The 16,774-nt window shown below is 58.4% G+C and carries 16 protein-coding genes; 9 read left to right on the forward strand and 7 right to left on the reverse strand.

What is annotated here, in order from left to right; genetic code table 11:
* Positions 1-46: 46 nt before the first annotated feature.
* Positions 47-469 carry a secondary thiamine-phosphate synthase enzyme YjbQ gene (locus tag BS626_RS13430; RefSeq protein ID WP_075182903.1) on the forward strand — a complete coding sequence of 141 codons (423 nt, stop codon included), beginning with the start codon at positions 47-49 and terminating at the stop codon, positions 467-469.
* Positions 466-786, forward strand: coding sequence for an MmcQ/YjbR family DNA-binding protein (locus BS626_RS13435; RefSeq protein WP_075182904.1), 321 nt, complete (start codon positions 466-468; stop codon positions 784-786). Before BS626_RS13430 ends, BS626_RS13435 begins: the two co-directional genes overlap by 4 nt.
* A gap of 33 nt (positions 787-819) precedes the next feature.
* On the opposite strand, the gene BS626_RS13440 is transcribed toward BS626_RS13435, so the two are convergent.
* Together BS626_RS13440 and uvrA are read right to left on the reverse strand one after the other, a co-directional pair.
* Positions 820-1,884: an NAD(P)-dependent alcohol dehydrogenase gene (locus BS626_RS13440; RefSeq protein ID WP_075182905.1), complete on the reverse strand. Its 1,065-nt coding sequence runs from the start codon at positions 1,882-1,884 to the stop codon at positions 820-822.
* A 242-nt stretch (positions 1,885-2,126) separates the two neighbouring features.
* Positions 2,127-4,955, reverse strand: coding sequence for an excinuclease ABC subunit UvrA (gene uvrA / locus BS626_RS13445; RefSeq protein WP_075182906.1), 2,829 nt, complete (start codon positions 4,953-4,955; stop codon positions 2,127-2,129).
* Positions 4,956-5,289: 334 nt separating this feature from the next.
* Here uvrA and BS626_RS13450 point away from each other — a divergent pair, with 334 nt between their 5' ends.
* Positions 5,290-5,835 carry a single-stranded DNA-binding protein gene (locus BS626_RS13450; protein WP_075182907.1) on the forward strand — a complete coding sequence of 182 codons (546 nt, stop codon included), beginning with the start codon at positions 5,290-5,292 and terminating at the stop codon, positions 5,833-5,835.
* A 122-nt stretch (positions 5,836-5,957) separates the two neighbouring features.
* On the opposite strand, the gene BS626_RS13455 is transcribed toward BS626_RS13450, so the two are convergent.
* Together BS626_RS13455 and BS626_RS13460 are read right to left on the reverse strand one after the other, a co-directional pair.
* Positions 5,958-6,989, reverse strand: coding sequence for a methionine synthase (locus BS626_RS13455; protein WP_075182908.1), 1,032 nt, complete (start codon positions 6,987-6,989; stop codon positions 5,958-5,960).
* Positions 6,990-7,015: 26 nt separating this feature from the next.
* Positions 7,016-7,993, reverse strand: coding sequence for a DUF1852 domain-containing protein (locus tag BS626_RS13460; protein WP_075182909.1), 978 nt, complete (start codon positions 7,991-7,993; stop codon positions 7,016-7,018).
* Between the two features lie 370 nt (positions 7,994-8,363).
* On the opposite strand from BS626_RS13460, the gene BS626_RS13465 reads away from it, so the two are divergent.
* Positions 8,364-9,503, forward strand: coding sequence for an alpha/beta fold hydrolase (locus tag BS626_RS13465; RefSeq protein WP_371328503.1), 1,140 nt, complete (start codon positions 8,364-8,366; stop codon positions 9,501-9,503).
* Positions 9,504-9,527: 24 nt separating this feature from the next.
* On the opposite strand, the gene BS626_RS13470 is transcribed toward BS626_RS13465, so the two are convergent.
* On the reverse strand, positions 9,528-10,346 hold the full coding sequence (locus BS626_RS13470) for a Cof-type HAD-IIB family hydrolase (RefSeq protein ID WP_075182911.1): 819 nt from the start codon (positions 10,344-10,346) through the stop codon (positions 9,528-9,530).
* A 188-nt stretch (positions 10,347-10,534) separates the two neighbouring features.
* Between BS626_RS13470 and BS626_RS13475 the strand changes: the two genes are divergently transcribed.
* Both BS626_RS13475 and BS626_RS13480 read left to right on the forward strand, forming a co-directional pair.
* On the forward strand, positions 10,535-11,152 hold the full coding sequence (locus BS626_RS13475; protein ID WP_075182912.1) for a TetR family transcriptional regulator C-terminal domain-containing protein: 618 nt from the start codon (positions 10,535-10,537) through the stop codon (positions 11,150-11,152).
* A gap of 46 nt (positions 11,153-11,198) precedes the next feature.
* Positions 11,199-11,522, forward strand: a complete 324-nt coding sequence (locus BS626_RS13480; protein ID WP_075182913.1) for a helix-turn-helix domain-containing protein — start codon at positions 11,199-11,201, stop codon at positions 11,520-11,522.
* On the opposite strand, the gene BS626_RS13485 is transcribed toward BS626_RS13480, so the two are convergent.
* Entirely contained in the window at positions 11,519-11,719 is a 201-nt protein-coding gene (locus tag BS626_RS13485; protein WP_075182914.1) for a SymE family type I addiction module toxin, read from the reverse strand. The genes BS626_RS13480 and BS626_RS13485 overlap by 4 nt on opposite strands.
* Before the next feature lie 236 nt (positions 11,720-11,955).
* Between BS626_RS13485 and BS626_RS13490 the strand changes: the two genes are divergently transcribed.
* The gene (locus BS626_RS13490) at positions 11,956-12,918 is read left to right on the forward strand and encodes a DMT family transporter (protein WP_075182915.1); all 963 of its coding nucleotides are present in this window, start codon (positions 11,956-11,958) and stop codon (positions 12,916-12,918) included.
* A 692-nt stretch (positions 12,919-13,610) separates the two neighbouring features.
* Here BS626_RS13490 and BS626_RS13495 read toward each other — a convergent pair.
* The gene (locus BS626_RS13495) at positions 13,611-14,006 is read right to left on the reverse strand and encodes a transposase (protein ID WP_075182916.1); all 396 of its coding nucleotides are present in this window, start codon (positions 14,004-14,006) and stop codon (positions 13,611-13,613) included.
* A 547-nt stretch (positions 14,007-14,553) separates the two neighbouring features.
* On the opposite strand from BS626_RS13495, the gene BS626_RS13500 reads away from it, so the two are divergent.
* Both BS626_RS13500 and BS626_RS13505 read left to right on the forward strand, forming a co-directional pair.
* A complete protein-coding gene (locus BS626_RS13500) occupies positions 14,554-15,810 on the forward strand; it encodes an oligosaccharide flippase family protein (RefSeq protein WP_075182917.1) in 1,257 nt (418 codons plus the stop codon).
* A gap of 18 nt (positions 15,811-15,828) precedes the next feature.
* Positions 15,829-16,770 carry an ATP-grasp fold amidoligase family protein gene (locus BS626_RS13505; RefSeq protein ID WP_075183034.1) on the forward strand — a complete coding sequence of 314 codons (942 nt, stop codon included), beginning with the start codon at positions 15,829-15,831 and terminating at the stop codon, positions 16,768-16,770.
* Positions 16,771-16,774 lie beyond the last annotated feature (4 nt).

The following is a 16,774-nucleotide window of genomic DNA, read 5'->3' on the forward strand; positions in this document are numbered from 1 at the left end:
AATGCGGCACACTGAAGAGCATATCGTTGCGAACGGAGCCTGACCTATGTGGTATCAGCAAGCGTTAACCTTGCGTCCTAAAGCGCGCGGCTTTCATCTGGTGACCGAGGAGATTGTCCGACAGCTCCCGGCGCTGGGTGATGTCAATACCGGCCTGCTGCACCTGCTGCTGCAGCACACGTCGGCCTCGATTACCCTGAATGAAAACTGCGATCCCGACGTGCGCACGGATATGGAGCACTATTTTCTGCGCCACGTCCCGGAAAATGCGCCGTGGAAGCACGATGATGAGGGGCCGGACGATATGCCGGCGCACGTGAAATCTTCGCTGCTGGGGGTGTCGCTGATGCTGCCGGTGCAGCGCGGACGTCTGCTCCTGGGCACCTGGCAGGGCATCTGGTTGGGAGAGCACCGTATCGATGGCGGGCCGCGTCGGCTGCTGGCGACATTACAGGGGGAAGCGAAATGACCACATCCGATTTTCTGGCTTACTGCATGGCCAAAGAGGGCGCTGAGCAAAGCGTACACGGCGACTGGAAAGCCACGCAGATTAAAACGCACGGCGTGCTGTTCGCGCTGGTGCACGATGTGAAGCCTGGCGGTCAGGCCGTTTCGCTGAAGACCAGTGAGGCGCTGGCGCGCGATCTGCGCGATAAGCATAAGACCATCGTCCCCAGCGAGCATCTGAATCCGGTGCACTGGAGTACGCTGTGGCTGGAGGGCTCACTGAAAGATTCGGAAATTTACTGGCTGGTGGATGCCTCATACCAGCTGGCACGCGGCTAAGCGGGGCCGACACGGCCCCGCGGCGTTACGCTATCAGGCACCGGCTTCCTGACGCAGGGAGTCGATGTCGATCACGAAGCGATATTTCACGTCGCTTTTTAGCATACGCTCATAGGCGTCGTTGATCTGATTCATGTTGATCAGCTCAATGTCAGACACCAGGTTGTGCTTACCGCAAAAATCCAGCATCTCCTGAGTCTCTTGAATGCCGCCAATCAGCGAGCCGGCAATGGCGCGGCGCTTAAAGATCAGGTTAAACACCTGCGGAGAGGGGTGATCGTGCTCCGGCGCCCCGACCAGCACCAGCGTCCCTTCACGCTTTAGCAGAGTAATAAACGGATTCAGATCGTGCTGAGCCGCTACGGTATTGACGATCAGGTCAAAGCTGTTGGCCTGGGCGGCCATCTGCTCTGCATCTTTGGAGATCACCACCTGGTCAGCGCCCAGGCGTTTACCGTCGGCAATTTTAGACTCGGAGGTGGTGAACAGCACCACTTCAGCCCCCATGGCGTGCGCAATCTTCACGCCCATGTGGCCGAGGCCACCGAGGCCAACAATACCGACTTTTTTACCCGGACCGGCGCCCCAGTGGCTGAGCGGAGAGTACGTGGTGATCCCGGCGCACAGCAGCGGCGCGGCACCGGCCGGATCGAGATTTTCCGGTACCTTCAGCACGAAGTCTTCGTGGACGACCACGTTGGTGGCGTAGCCGCCGTAGGTGATGGCGCCGGTTTCACGATCTTCCCCGTTGTAGGTGCCGGTAAAGCCGTTTTCGCAATACTGTTCCAGACCCTCATCGCAGCTGGGACAGGTGCGGCAGGAGTCGACCATGCAGCCCACGCCAACCAGATCGCCCACCCGGTATTTGCTGGCGTGATCGCCGACGGCCAGCACGCGACCGACAATCTCATGCCCCGGTACCACCGGGAAAAGGGTGTTCTTCCACTCGTTACGCGCCTGGTGCAGGTCGGAGTGGCAGACGCCACAGTATAAAATCTCAATTTCTACATCGTGATGACGCAGCGCACGCGGTTGATAGTCAAACGGCGCCAGCGGCGATGCCGCATCCTGAGCCGCATAGGCGTGGGTGATTTTCATGGTATCTCCGGTTGATCCCGTGTTGGGTTCGCTGAGTGGGAAACGGCATGATAACGGGCGCGCTTCCCCGGTAAAGGTCGCGGCAACAGGCCGCAAAATATTGTCGAGCCCGATTAGAATAGTCGCTGAGAGCGGTGGCCGATATGCCGGAACCTGTCAAAATCTTGCCTGTTTCTGCTACTGCTACGGCGATTGAGCAGGGTGAACGGGGGCGATAGGGCCCCCGGTGTGGCGGAAAGCGGTTAGCGTGCGAGCAGCGGTTTCAGAAAGCGTGCGGTGTGCGATGTGGCGCAGTCGGCGACGGTTTCCGGCGTGCCGGAAACGAGAATTTCGCCGCCGCCGCTGCCGCCTTCCGGACCAAGATCGACAATCCAGTCGGCGGTTTTAATCACATCCAGATTGTGCTCAATCACCACGATGGTATTCCCCTGATCGCGCAGCTGGTGCAGTACCTCCAGCAGCTGGGCGATGTCAGCAAAGTGCAGGCCGGTGGTTGGCTCATCAAGAATATAGAGCGTCTGACCGGTGCCGCGCTTGGAGAGTTCGCGCGCCAGCTTCACGCGCTGCGCCTCACCGCCCGACAGGGTGGTGGCTGACTGGCCAAGGCGGATGTAGGAGAGCCCGACATCCATCAGCGTTTGCAGCTTGCGCGCCAGCGCCGGCACCGCGTCAAAAAATTCGCGCGCCTCTTCGATGGTCATCTCCAGCACTTCGTGGATATTCTTGCCTTTGTACTTCACCTCCAGCGTTTCGCGGTTATAGCGCTGACCTTTGCACTGGTCGCAGGGGACGTAAATGTCCGGCAGGAAGTGCATCTCCACCTTCAGCACGCCGTCGCCCTGACAGGCTTCGCAGCGGCCACCGCGAACGTTAAAGCTGAAGCGCCCCGGCGTATAGCCGCGCGAGCGCGCCTCCGGTACGCCGGCAAACAGCTCGCGCACCGGCGTAAACACCCCGGTATAGGTCGCCGGATTAGAGCGCGGCGTGCGGCCAATCGGACTTTGATCGATGTCTATGACCTTATCAAAGTGCTCCAGGCCGGTAATCTCGCGAAACGGTGCCGGTTCGGCAATGGTCGCGCCGTTCAGCTGGCGCTGCGCAACCGGAAACAGCGTATCATTGATTAACGTCGATTTTCCGGAACCGGAGACGCCGGTGATGCAGGTAAACAGTCCGACCGGCAGGGTCAGGGTGACGTCTTTCAGATTATTGCCGCGCGCGCCGGCGAGCTTCAGCACTTTCGTTGGATCGGCCGACACGCGCTGCGCTGGCACGGCGATTTGCTTCTCGCCGCTGAGATACTGGCCGGTCAGCGAGCGGGGTTCGGCCATGATCTGATCGACGCTGCCTTCCGCCACCACCTGTCCGCCGTGCACGCCGGCGCCGGGGCCGATATCGATCACGTGATCGGCCGCGCGGATCGCATCTTCGTCGTGCTCGACCACGATCACCGTGTTGCCGAGGTTGCGCAGGTGGATCAGCGTCTCCAGCAGCCGCTCATTATCGCGCTGGTGCAGGCCTATAGAGGGCTCATCCAGTACGTACATCACCCCGACCAGGCCGGCACCGATCTGGCTGGCGAGGCGAATACGCTGCGCTTCGCCGCCGGACAGCGTCTCCGCCGAGCGGGACATCGACAGGTAGTTCAGGCCGACGTTGACCAGAAAGCGCAGGCGATCGCCAATCTCTTTCAGCACTTTTTCGGCGATTTTCGCCCGCTGGCCGCTGAGCTGGATGTTCTGGAAAAACGTCATCGCGTGGCCGATGCTCATGTCGGAAATGGCCGGCAGGGTGGTATTTTCAATAAAGACGTGGCGCGCCTCGCGGCGCAGGCGGGTACCGTGACAGCTGGCGCAGGAGCGGTTACTGATGTATTTCGCCAGCTCCTCGCGCACCGCGCTGGATTCGGTCTCTTTATAGCGGCGCTCCATATTATGCAGCACCCCCTCAAAGGTATGGCGGCGCACCGAGGTATCACCGCGGTCATTCACGTACTTAAATTCAATGCTCTCGTTGCCCGATCCGTAGAGGATCACTTTCTGCACCGAGGCTTTCAGGCTGCTGAAGGGCGCTTCGATATCAAACGCATAGTGCTCCGCCAGCGAGCGCAGCATCTGGAAATAATAGAAATTACGGCGGTCCCAGCCGCGAATCGCTCCGCCGGCCAGCGAAATATCGGGGTTCTGCACCACGCGATCCGGATCGAAAAACTGCTGCACGCCGAGGCCGTCGCAGGTGGGGCAGGCGCCCGCCGGGTTGTTAAACGAGAACAGGCGCGGCTCCAGCTCGCTCATGCTGTAGCCGCAGATCGGACAGGCAAAATTCGCCGAGAACAGCAGCTCCTCCGCCGTCTCATCATCCATATCGGCGACAATCGCCGAGCCACCGGAGAGTTCCAGCGCGGTTTCAAATGATTCTGCCAGCCGCTGCTTCAGATCTTCACGCACCTTAAAGCGATCGATGACCACCTCGATGGTGTGCTTCTTCTGCAGCTCCAGCTTCGGCGGATCGGAAAGATCGCACACGTCACCGTCAATTCGCGCACGGATATAGCCCTGGGCGGCGAGGTTTTCCAGCGTTTTACTGTGCTCACCCTTGCGATCCTGGACGATCGGCGCCAGCAGCATCAGCCGTTTTCCTTCCGGCTGGGCCAGCACGTTATCCACCATCTGACTGACGGTCTGTGCCGCCAGCGGGACGTCATGATCCGGACAGCGCGGCTCGCCGACGCGGGCAAACAGCAGGCGCAGATAGTCGTGAATTTCGGTGATGGTGCCGACGGTGGATCGCGGGTTATGCGAGGTGGATTTCTGCTCAATCGAAATGGCGGGTGACAGCCCCTCAATGTGATCGACATCCGGTTTTTCCATCAGCGACAGAAACTGGCGGGCGTAGGCGGAGAGTGATTCAACATAGCGACGCTGCCCTTCCGCATACAGGGTATCAAACGCCAGCGAGGATTTTCCCGAACCGGAGAGGCCGGTTACCACGATCAGTTTGTCGCGAGGGATGATCAGATTAATGTTTTTGAGATTGTGGGTGCGGGCACCCCTGACTTCGATCTTATCCATTCACCATTTCCCGGATTAACGCAGACCTTAGCGTGCCCTTGCCTGACACCGCCAGTACGACCCCGATGGCGTTCGTCGGCAGACAAGACTGCCCGTGGCCCGAACGCATACGGGCAAAGAACAGGCAATTATGGCACAAAAAAACCTGAATGAATATCCAGTAGATGCTGCAAAACTCACCAGGGTTGCGGTAACCCCTCGGCTTGCCTCGCAATTCTGTTCTCAGACCGCGGCGTGAGCCGAACATCGCGGCGACAAAGTAGGATTCGGCCCGCGCTCATGTTAGAATTTTGCGCATTGTGTTATCCAGACAACCTCATCGGGAGAGAGCAACATGGCCAGCAGAGGCGTAAATAAAGTAATTCTTGTCGGAAATCTGGGGCAGGACCCGGAAGTCCGCTATATGCCGAATGGTGGTGCGGTAGCGAACATGACGCTGGCGACTTCCGAAAGCTGGCGTGACAAGCAAACCGGCGAAAACAAAGAGATAACCGAATGGCACCGCGTGGTGCTGTTTGGCAAGCTGGCCGAAGTGGCCGGTGAATACCTGCGTAAAGGGTCTCAGGTCTACATTGAGGGTCAGCTGCGCACGCGTAAGTGGCAGGACCAGGGCGGCCAGGATCGCTACACCACCGAGGTGGTCGTAAACGTGGGCGGCACCATGCAGATGCTGGGCGGCCGTCAGGGCGGCGCTGGCGCACCGGCTAACGGCGGAAACGGCGGTGGCAATAACAACGGCTGGGGCCAGCCGCAGCAGCCGCAGGGCAACAACAACCAGTTCAGCGGCGGCGGCGCGGCCGCACCGGCCCGCCCGCAGCAGAACAGCGCGCCGCAGAGCAATGAGCCGCCGATGGACTTCGACGACGACATCCCGTTCTGATCGGTGCGCCGCGGCGCCAGGCCCTGGGCCTGACGCCGCACGCGCGGCGTAAAAAAACGCTCACGGTACCCGTTACGGGCCGTGAGCGTTTTGCGTTCTGCGTGGGAACCGGTGCCGACGCGCTATTTTGCCAGCAGCTCCTGACGCACGATGGCGGCGCCGGCGCTTAAGGCTTCCAGCTTGCCCTGGGCGACGCGACGCGGCAGCGGGATCATACCGCAGTTGGTGCACGGATAGAGCTTATCGGCGTCCACATACTGCAGCGCTTTACGCAGCGTGGCGGCCACCGCTTCCGGCGTCTCCACCTCGTGGGTGGCCACGTCGATGGCGCCCACCATCACTTTTTTCCCGCGGATCAGTGCCAGCAGCTCAATCGGTACCCGCGAGTTTTGACACTCCAGCGAGATGATGTCGATATTGGAGCGCTGCAGCTTCGGAAAAATTTCTTCATACTGGCGCCACTCTGACCCCAGCGTTTTCTTCCAGTCGGTATTGGCCTTAATGCCGTAGCCGTAGCAGATGTGCACCGCGGTTTCACAGGTCAGTCCTTCAATGGCCCGCTCGAGGGCGGCGATTCCCCAGTCGTTCACGTCATCAAAGAACACGTTAAACGCGGGTTCATCAAACTGAATAATATCCACGCCCGCCGCCTCCAGCTCCCTGGCTTCCTCGTTGAGGATTTTGGCAAATTCCCAGGCCAGTTTTTCGCGGCTTTTATAGTGGTTATCATACAGCGTATCAATCATGGTCATCGGGCCGGGCAGGGCCCATTTAATCGGACGATCGGTCTGCTGACGCAGGAATTTTGCATCCTCAACAAATACCGGGCGGGGGCGGCTGACCGGGCCCACCACGGTGGGGACGCTCGCTTCATAGCGATTACGGATTTTCACCGTCTCACGCTGGGTAAAGTCGACCCCGTCGAGGTGCTCGATAAACGTGGTGACGAAGTGTTGGCGCGTCTGTTCCCCGTCGCTGACGATATCAATGCCGGCCTGCTGCTGATCGTTGAGGCAGAGCCGCAGTGCGTCTTGTTTGCCGTCGACCAGAACCTGATCCTGCAATTTCCACGGCGACCACAGCGTCTCCGGCTGGGCCAGCCAGGAGGGTTTCGGTAAGCTGCCCGCGGTGGAGGTCGGTAATAACTTTTTCATTGTACAGTATCCTGTTTATGGAGACGTTAAAGAACGCGTTCAGCAGACCATTCCGCCAGGAGTGTCCGCCAGGGATTGATGAAGTGCTCTTCGGTGTACTTCCCCTGTTCAATGGCTAACTGACTGCGCTCTTCCCGGTCATACACCACCCGGGTTAACGAATAGTTTTGCTGATTCAGGCTGGGCTGATAGATCTTGCCGGCTGCCGCATTGGCATTATAAATTTCTGGCCGGTAAATCTTCTGGAATGTCTCCATGGTGCTGATGGTGCCGATTAACTCCAGGTTGCTGTAGTCATTCAGCAGATCGCCCTTAAAGTAAAAGGCCAGCGGTGCCACGCTATCAGGCGGCATAAAGAAGCGCACCTGCAGACCCATTTTGTGAAAGTATTCGTCGGTCAGAGATAAATCGTCCTGCTGATACTCGACCCCCAGCACCGGATGCACATTGTCGGTGCGGCAGTAGGTATTTTTGCTGGACACGCTCAGGCAGATCACCGGCTGTTTCCTGAAATGGGTTTTATACACCTCCGCGTTGACGAACTGCTGGAAGATATGGCCATGCAAATTGCCAAACCCTTCCGGCAGGCTGAAGTGTGCCGCATTTTTATTGTGCGCCGGCAGTACGATGCTGAAGTCATAATCCCGCACGTATGACGAGAAGTTATTTCCGACGATCCCCTCAATACGCTGATGGCTGTGCCGGTCAAGAATGTGGTTGTGTAAAACCTCAATCACCGGAAAGGGGGCGCTGTTACCGCGAATATGCATATCAACGGAGATAATGTCCAGTTCGAGCGCGTAGCGATCGCCCTGAGGGTTATCCCAGCGGGCTAAGGCGTTAAAGCGCGTATTCATCATCACCAGCGCGTTACGCAAATTCTGCTGGCGGTTCTTTCCCCTGGCCAGATTGGCAAAATTTGTGGTCGTACGCGTATTTTCTGCGGGATTATAATTTTCGTCGAAAAGCGTGCGCTTGAGCGTAAAAGTGACGTCGTTATTCATAATGACCCTGCATCCTGTTTCGGTGATGATGACGGCTTGACGCACCGCGGGTAACGAGATAATGAACGTGCTTCTCTGGCCGGCGTCAGGCGATAAACAAGTAACTTGTGAAGTCTTTATGCCAGACGCACAGGGCAATGGAAAGCGAGTTAAATTCACCGCCACGTGAGTCCTGTTCATGTTCCGCACGGCGCCGGAATGCTGCCGGAAAAAGTGCCGCTCAGCGCTGGTCTTCCGCCGTTTTTTCCACCGCATTTGCGGCGCGTTGAACTATAGTTCAGCCAGCCTCAGGCAAATACTGTTCACCCGCATGATGACAACAGCCCGACGCAGGTCGGCAGGGGAGTAGGAAAGCGTAATGACACCGAGAATGGGAAGCGTAAAGCAGCGTCTGCTGGCGTGTTTGCTGATATTGCCGCTGAGTGCGGCGATGGCCGCCGGGCAGGGACAGAAGATAAGTCAGGCGCGGCTGGATCCGGCGTTGGGATTGCAGGAGGCAGCCAGCGCGTACCGTCTGGAATACCGTTCTCAGGATGGGGTACAGGGCCACGGCCTGCGCACCGATACGGCGGCGGTATTTCTACCTTTTGGCCCGACGCCGGCGGGCGGCTGGCCGGTCGTGGTGTGGATGCACGGTACCGTGGGCATTGCCCGCGACTGCGCGCCGTCGCAGCATCCGCGTACCGCTCGCGACAGCCAGTACCTCAATACCTGGCTGTCGCTGGGCTATGCGATCGTCGCGCCGGATTATCCCGGACTGGGCTCTGACGGGCTGCATCACTACCTGAATGCCCGCGCCGAAGCGTGGAGCATACTCGACAGCATTCGGGCCGCGCTGGCCGCTTTTCCGCTGAAAAATCAGCTGGTGCTGGTCGGGCAGTCGCAGGGGGCGCACGCCGCGTTCGCCGCCGCCGGCTATCAGCCTGAATATGCCCCGGAGCTGAACATTATCGGCACGGTACTGACCGGTACACCGTACTTCACTGCCGACAGCCAGGTGTCCAGCCTGTTCACCCGCGCGGCGCCGCGGCAGCCAACGCCTGGCGATCCAAAAATACCCTATGTGTTTTACATTTTTCACTCTGCGGCCGATAGCGATCCGACGCTGAAGGCCACGGACTTTTTCCAACCGGCCGCCCGGGCGGCGCTTGAAGAGGCTAAAAGCCAGTGCATCTCGCCGCTAACCGAGATCGTGATGCAGCAGCAGCTGACCATGGAAAACAGCCTGACGCCGGCGGTCCAGCAGCTGCTGAACACCGCCGTTGGCACGCTGGCTTACCCCACGCTACGCCTCAATCATCCGGTGTTTATTGGCATCGGCGGAGATGACGTGAATGTACCGACCGCGATGCAGCAGCAATTCTCCCGGGACGTGCAGGCCGCCGGTACCCGGGTGAGCGAGCATCTCTATCCCGGACTGGATCACGGCGGCGCGGTGAATCCGTCGCTGCGGGATTCTATTCCTTTTGTGCTGGGGCTGAGCGACGGACGCGCCGGCACTCCCCGTTAACGGCCGTGCCGCGGCTGCCGGCATTCAGCCGGCGGCAAACACGCCGCGTCCGGCCAGCAGGTCGTCAATCACGTCCAGCACCGCTTCTGCGTTGTGATCGCCCGCGCGAAAGCGGGCGAGGTCGGCAACGTCCGGGCGGGCATTGGCCATCGCGAAACTGTAGCCGGCCTGACGCAGCATCTCAGCGTCATTACCGCTGTCACCAAAGGCCAGCACCTCTTCATCGTTAATCTGCCACTGCTGCTGCAGACGGCGCAGCCCGCTGGCCTTGTGCAGGCCGGGAATAATCAGGTCGACAAAACCGAAGCCGCTGGCCACCGGCGTGACGATCCCGTCCAGGCGGTGGCCCAGCGCCGCACGCAGTCGGGCGCTCTGCGCCTCCGGCAGGGTCAGCGCGACTTTAAACAGCCGATCCTCCACCTGGCGCAGATCCGCTACCGGAGTCAGTCGGTGATAGTGGCGGGCAAGCGTAGCGACGGCGCTGGCCGGGGCATCTTCCGGTAGCCAGGCGCTCTGCTTGCCGCACAGGACGGTGGTCACGTCGCTCAGCGGCAGCAGCTCATCCAGCACCGCCAGCACCTGCTGGCGGCTGAATTCGCCGCAAAACAGGGTTTCCCCGCGGTCCACCACCCAGGCGCCATTTTCGGCGACAAAGGCAATGTCGTCGCGGATTTCCGGAAAGAAACTGATTAACTGGTAATACTGGTTACCACTGGCAACGACAAAGCGGATGCCGCGGGCGGTCAGCTCGGCGTACTGGGCCAGGAAGCGGGCTTTATTGTAGGTTTTGCATTCATTCAGAAACGTGCCGTCCATATCGACGGCGACCAGTTTGACAGTCATAGCGGTAGCTACCTCAGCGTGCGTGTCGGCCAGATGCCGTACGGAATGTCGCTCAGTGTACGCGATATGGCGCGGAGAAAAAGCGATGGCGGCATCCGCCGCGGTGTCGGTTTGGATGATATTATATTCATGAACGATTGTTCATAAAAAGTTGAACATACGTTCATCAATAGTCATAATGACGTTTTTTGACCAACGGGACCGCCAGCGTGCACTACCTGAAGCGCGACGATCGCAGTGATTTACTGCTCACGACCACCATTTCTATCATGCGCAATCTGGGGTTTGCCGCCACCACCGCCCGCCGCATCGCCGCGGAGAGCCAAAGCGCCGTAGGGAACATTAACCGCGTGTTTGGCTCCCTACAGGCGCTGAAGCAGCAGGCATTTATTGCCATCACGCATCAGGTGGCGTCAGACTGCTGCCAGCGGGTCAGCACACTGCCGCCCTGCGACGCGCTGCTCAGCCTGCTTGGCGACCCGACGGAAGAGGCGCAGGATATTCAGGTCCATTTGTGGCGCGAAGTGGCCGTTCTGGCAGAGCAGGATGACGCGCTGCAGCCGGTCTACCGCGAAGCGCTGGATGTCTGGCATCGCGTGCTGTGCGAGGTTATCGAGCGCGGCGAAGCGCAGGGTTCCCTGCGCAGCGCTGATTCCCCCAGCCAGACTGCCTGGCGGCTGATGGCCAGCGCGCTGGGTATGGATACGCTGGTGCGGTTCAGTTCGCTTCACTCCGCCGCTGAGCAGGCCCGCGCCGCCATGGCCCGCTTGATTGCGCTGGAGCTGTTCGCGACGGCAGCGGCGTGAGGGCGGTGGGCATCTCGCCGCTGACCAGCAACAAGAGGAGAGGGACATGTTTAGCCATCAGGTCATCAACGATTTGATTCTCTGGATTGCATCCCACCGCGACAGCCGCCTGTCGGTGGATGATTGCGCCCGTAAAGCGGGATATTCAAAGTGGTATCTGCAGCGGCTGTTTCGCGACGTCACCGGCCGGTCGCTGGCGGCCTACTGCCGCGAGCAGCGGCTGCACGCCGCGGCGGACATGCTGCGTCAGCCGGACGTGACCGTGCAGCAGGTGGCGCTACAGCACGGCTTTGATTCCCAGGTGACTTTCCATAAAACGTTTAAGAAACACTACGGCCTGACGCCGGGCGAGTTCCGCCGCCGCGCTTAGATGTTTAACTCGGTGCGAATCACCAGCTGGCCGCGCCGGGCTTCAACGATCACCGGATGCCCGGTGTCAAAACCAAACTTCTCCAGCCAGCGCCCGCTAATGATCAGCCGCGGCGAAGGGTTACCGCGATAGCCATTGGGCGTATAGCCGACGGTGTAGTGGTGCAGTTCCTGTTGATCCTCATGCGGTACAGACATTGTTCTCCTCCTGTGACAGGCAGGGAAAACACCATTATGCCAAACGCCCGGGGCTGCGGGCAGCGACGGCGGCCACCTCGCTGATAAAATGGAACCTGCCTCACGACGCTGGCTGCACGATTGCCGTCGCAAAACGTGAAGACGGGAGCGGGGCCGTGCTATGGTGAGGCCTCCGCCTTCGCTACCGCCGTTTCGGCGGCCAGCGGTGTCCCGTTTATTGATTAACAGGTACCAGGATGCTATCTGGAGTCCTTTTTGCCCTCGTCGCGGGGCTGATGTGGGGGCTGATTTTCGTCGGCCCGGTCGTGATCCCCGATTATCCGGCTGCGCTTCAGTCCGCGGGTCGCTACGTGGCGTTTGGGCTGATTGCCCTGCCGCTGGCCTGGTTCGATCGCCGTCGCCTGCGTACCTTGGTACGCGCCGACTGGGTGGAAGCGGTCAAACAGACACTGATTGGCAATCTGCTGTACTACTTTTTTCTGGCCAGCGCTATTCAGCGGACCGGCGCACCGGTCTCGACGATGATTATCGGCACGCTGCCGGTGGTGATGTCGGTCAGTGCCAATCTGTTATACGGGCGCGAAGAGGGACGGCTGCGCTGGAGCAAGCTGATTCCGTCACTGCTGCTGATCCTCATCGGGCTGGCGTGTGTCAATCTGGCCGAGTGGCAAGTGATACCGGATCGCGATCCGCAGCGCTATGCTGGCGGGATCCTGCTGGCCTGTGCGGCCGTGGTATGCTGGACGTGGTTCCCGCTGCGCAATGCGCGCTGGCTGCGTCGTCATCCTACGACCCGTCCGCAAACCTGGGCGACGGCCCAGGGGCTGGTCACCCTGCCGCTGGCGCTGCTGATGTATCTGCTGGTCTGCGGGCAGCTATACGGGCAGTCCGCCGCTTTTCCCCTGCCGTTTGGGCCGCGTCCGGCCGTATTTATCGGCCTGATGCTGCTGATCGGTCTTTGCTGCTCCTGGCTGGGGGCGCTGTGCTGGAATGAGGCCAGTCAACGGTTGCCGACGGTTCTGGTGGGGCCGCTGATTGTCTTTGAGATCCTCGCCGGTCTGGCTTATACCTTTTTGCTGCGCCAGGCCTGGCCGCCGCTGCTCACCCTCGCGGGCATCGTGTGTCTGCTGACCGGGGTCGTGGTGGCGATGCGCCTTCGCCCGGAGCCGGTCACCGTGGCGGTGAGCTCGTCGGGCTGAGCAGGCCGCAGTGGAAGCGAGTATCAGCATCCCTCCATGGTGAAAAAGCCAGCGGCGCGTCGAGTCGCCAGCTTGGCCTGCACGTGTTACCCCTTCCGCTCATTAGCGCGGCGAATGCCAGGGGGTATCGCCGCCCGCCACCGGCGGAGCGGGACCCACAAGGACCACGCCTGGCCAGGATCGCAGATCTGCGCATTGCCGTTATGTCCGCGGCACTGCCACAGTATCCGCCCGGGCACCATAGGAAAACTCGCTAATCCCGCTGCTGACCTTTTGGCGTATCCTGCAGTCCGGCTGGAGAGTGAGCGTGTCAGAAGAGACGTGGGCCGGGCGAATGGCTGCGCCAGCCGCCACGACAGGGCGGGCAGGATGATGAATTTACCGCGCGGGCGCCGCCGGCCGCAAAGATTAGCACCGCAGCCATGGCAGACGCGGTGCTGACCGGTAATCAGCCGCAAAATCGACCGATTCGTTAGAACGGATAATCAATGCCCGCGGTCGCGCGGGCGGATTGCATTGGGCATGACGCAGGGCGCGGCGGACTCCGTCACCGGCGGGGGCGGGAGCTATCGTAATGGCGCTGCGCCCGCGACGGAGTGAGCTGGAAGCCGCGCGCCGGCCATCGGCGACGTGGACGATAGCACAGAGTGCCAGCCTGTTGATTGAGGGATAACATTGTATTTATCCGATGATTAGGTGTGGCCACCCCCTTGTGGATAGTGGTAGACGCTGCGGCTGATATCGAGCAGACGACAGCTGCGGCGAGTGCCAATCTCATAGGTATTTTGCAGGTAGTTGACCGCCCGGCGCTTATCGCTGGTGGTAAAGAAGTTTTTAACGACGCTTTGCAACATCTCTTTATCCGCCGTGAGTTGCTGTAGCTCGCGCGCCATGGCGTGAAGCTGATCCTCTAACGCCTTGATCTTTCTTCCTTCCTCCGAGGACAGGCCCCCAAACTTTTTCTTCCAGCTATAGAAGGTGGCTTCTGAGATGCTCAGCTCGTCGCAGATAAGCTTAACCTTCTTGCCATGTTCAGACGCTTTAATCACGCTGGTGATTTGCTCTTCCGTATATCGTGACTTTCTCATAAAGCTTTTACCTTTCTTAACTGTTAGGGAGTGGGAGACGCTGAATTAATAAATGGATCGGTTAGGGGTATTTATTTATGCAGCGACATTGTTAACGTACGACGAAAATACATGGTTAACTTAAAGGAATATTAATGAATATCATCATGGGATTTATCTTATTTTAATGGCTTTGCGTTTTGCTCGCTTCCTGCCGTCCTGGTTTTACTATAAGTTTATTCCATGTTTAGTCGGTCGTGTAGCGAAGCAGAAATGGCCCATCTGCCCATCGCTGCTTAATAGCGTAGCCAGCTAACGAAATAAGTTATTTGTCATAATTAATTATTTAACTTACTCAGATACGATCGGGTCACGGGGAAGACATGACTGACTGATGGCTTGCCCTGACTGGCATATTGCTGAACCGGTGACGGTCGGCATGCTGCTGTTTGCCCCATCACTGCACCGTACCCGGTGTGACTTATCCGTATCGGGTAGACCATCGGCAGGCGTTAGCTCACAGGGTGGTGAGAATAGATAAGCAATCGTTTTTCAGAAGGATATGTAGATGAAATTCAGCATTATGTCTAACGCGGCCTGGATGATGTCGGAGAAAGTGGTTTCCGTATTTGGCGTTATATTTGTCACCTCCTACGTGGCAAAGTCATTTGGTCCTTCCGTCTTCGGTCAAATGGCCTTTTCTACTTCGCTGTTTTCCGTGGTGCAGACCATTGCGATTTTCGGTACCGAGACGCTGTTATTTAAGCATGTCAGCCGTAATGTGCAAAAAGGCAAAAGGCTGATGGCAATCGCCCGTCAGTTGCGTCTGGCGCTGCTACTGCTGGTGTCGGTGCCGGTGCTACTCTACGTCTGGCTGGCGATGGCGGAAAATTTTAGGGTGTTTACCCTGGCCGCGTTTTGGGCAGCCTTATTTTTCACACAGGATATATTCAGCGTATATAACAACGCGCGACTGGCTTCCCGATTAAATACGCTGGCAAACTCGCTGGGCATGCTGGCCAGTTTTGCCATCAGTTTTAGCGTCGCGTGGTGGCAACTCAGTCCGGTTTTTCTGGCGTTCTCAATTATCGTGGTGTCGCTGATTCCGTTTATGATTAAGCGCTACCTTTTTTTTAAAGCGCAGGTGCTGAGCAGCCCGCCGCTGGCGAAACGGAAACGTTATCTGCGCTATCTGCTGTGCGCCGGCTTGCCGCTGGCGATATCCAGCATTCTGATTTCGGTGCAGGTGAAAACCGCGCAGTTTTTTCTGGTCGGCGTGAGCTCTGCTAAAGAGCTGGGCCTGTTTGCCGCGGCGAATACCCTCTCCGCCTCGTGGATTTTTATTCCGGTGGCCATCATTACATCGTGCTTCACTGAAATTTTCAGGGAGCGTGCTGATGTCGCGGTCAGGCTGACCGCCCGTCTGTATGGCTATGTGATGGCGGTTTCGCTGCTGATGCTGATCGTCGTTTCGCTGGTGGGCGAGCGGCTGATTATGGCTCTGTATGGAGCAGACTACGCACGTTCGGGCACTCTTCTTATTCTGCTTGCCCTGGCCACCAGCTGTTCGGCGATGGGCACCGTAGCCTACCGTTTTATGGTGAAAGAGGGCGGCTATCACTACCTGTTAAAAAAAATTGCCTGCCTGCTGTGCATCAGTATTCCGCTGAGCTGGGTGCTGATCCACTGGCTGGGACTGCGCGGTGCCGCATGGAGCGTTTTTTTAACAGAGTTACTGTCGCTCACCGTAATGAATTACTTCTTTAAGCACGGCGTCATTTTCGATATTCAACGCTCCTCACTGAATTACAAAACGTACAAATGAGGTCACGAGATGAAAAGCATGAAGTACCTGAAGCGCGGTATTAAACACACGCTGCGCTATCTGGTCAACAAAATGCCGTGGACCACGGTTGACAGCATTCACTATTTTCATAAGTTTCACCGCTTGCCCAACATCCGTGAACCGAAGTTATTCAATGAGAAGGTGTTGAACCGCAAGTTTATCAACGGCGATCATGCCCGCTACGCGCGGCTGTCCGATAAGCTGTGCGTACGCGAATACATCGCCAGCAAGATCGGCGAAGCGTACCTCGTCCCGCTGATTTATGAAACCGACGATCCGGCCACTTTGTTAAGCCTGCCGTCGCTGCGACACACCGTAATTAAGCCTAACCACGGATCGGGAATGGTGGACATTCTGCTGGAAGAGCCGGATGCGCAGCGTAAACAGCAGCTTATCGCCCGCTGTAAAGCGTGGCTGGCGGTGGATTTCTCGTTCACCTATCGCGAAATCCACTATCGCTTCATTAAACCGCGCATTCTGGTCGAACAATATATCGGTGAAGGGGGGAGAGCCGCCGTGGATTACAAATTCCATATGTTCAATAAACGTGATGGTAATTTTGAATACGTGCTGCAGGTTATCTACAACCGCGGAGCGCCGCGACTGTCGATGAACTTTTACGTTAATAATCTGCGCGACGCCTTTCACAAAATTCGCGATACCGGGTTAGATATCCGTCAGGATGAGGCCATGCTGACGCAGGCTCTGCTGCTGTCGCGCGAGCTGGCGAGTGAGTTTGATTACGTGCGGGTTGACTGGTATCTGCAGGGAGAGCAGCTCTATTTTGGCGAGTTGACCTTCACCCCCGGAGCCGGATTAGTGACCGGCCTCGACGGCGGCCTGAATCAGCTGATGGGCGATATGTGGATTCAGGACCGCAAAGCGGACACGGCCCGGGAAGACGATCGAACGCTGCCGGTGGTGCTAAAAAAGATATAACGTG

Source organism: Pantoea sp. 1.19 (assembly GCF_001922585.1).
GTDB lineage: Bacteria > Pseudomonadota > Gammaproteobacteria > Enterobacterales > Enterobacteriaceae > 1-19.

What these genes read in the sequence shown, in the direction of transcription:
- BS626_RS13485 (WP_075182914.1), bottom strand. Translation starts at nt 11,719, where the DNA reads ATGTCTGTACCGCATGAGGATCAACAGGAACTGCACCACTACACCGTC.
- BS626_RS13480 (WP_075182913.1), top strand. Translation starts at nt 11,199, where the DNA reads ATGTTTAGCCATCAGGTCATCAACGATTTGATTCTCTGGATTGCATCC.
- BS626_RS13450 (WP_075182907.1), top strand. Translation starts at nt 5,290, where the DNA reads ATGGCCAGCAGAGGCGTAAATAAAGTAATTCTTGTCGGAAATCTGGGG.
- BS626_RS13495 (WP_075182916.1), bottom strand. Translation starts at nt 14,006, where the DNA reads ATGAGAAAGTCACGATATACGGAAGAGCAAATCACCAGCGTGATTAAA.
- BS626_RS13435 (WP_075182904.1), top strand. Translation starts at nt 466, where the DNA reads ATGACCACATCCGATTTTCTGGCTTACTGCATGGCCAAAGAGGGCGCT.
- BS626_RS13505 (WP_075183034.1), top strand. Translation starts at nt 15,829, where the DNA reads ATGAAGTACCTGAAGCGCGGTATTAAACACACGCTGCGCTATCTGGTC.
- BS626_RS13465 (WP_371328503.1), top strand. Translation starts at nt 8,364, where the DNA reads ATGGGAAGCGTAAAGCAGCGTCTGCTGGCGTGTTTGCTGATATTGCCG.
- BS626_RS13500 (WP_075182917.1), top strand. Translation starts at nt 14,554, where the DNA reads ATGAAATTCAGCATTATGTCTAACGCGGCCTGGATGATGTCGGAGAAA.
- BS626_RS13430 (WP_075182903.1), top strand. Translation starts at nt 47, where the DNA reads ATGTGGTATCAGCAAGCGTTAACCTTGCGTCCTAAAGCGCGCGGCTTT.
- BS626_RS13490 (WP_075182915.1), top strand. Translation starts at nt 11,956, where the DNA reads ATGCTATCTGGAGTCCTTTTTGCCCTCGTCGCGGGGCTGATGTGGGGG.
- uvrA (WP_075182906.1), bottom strand. Translation starts at nt 4,955, where the DNA reads ATGGATAAGATCGAAGTCAGGGGTGCCCGCACCCACAATCTCAAAAAC.
- BS626_RS13455 (WP_075182908.1), bottom strand. Translation starts at nt 6,989, where the DNA reads ATGAAAAAGTTATTACCGACCTCCACCGCGGGCAGCTTACCGAAACCC.
- BS626_RS13440 (WP_075182905.1), bottom strand. Translation starts at nt 1,884, where the DNA reads ATGAAAATCACCCACGCCTATGCGGCTCAGGATGCGGCATCGCCGCTG.
- BS626_RS13460 (WP_075182909.1), bottom strand. Translation starts at nt 7,993, where the DNA reads ATGAATAACGACGTCACTTTTACGCTCAAGCGCACGCTTTTCGACGAA.
- BS626_RS13470 (WP_075182911.1), bottom strand. Translation starts at nt 10,346, where the DNA reads ATGACTGTCAAACTGGTCGCCGTCGATATGGACGGCACGTTTCTGAAT.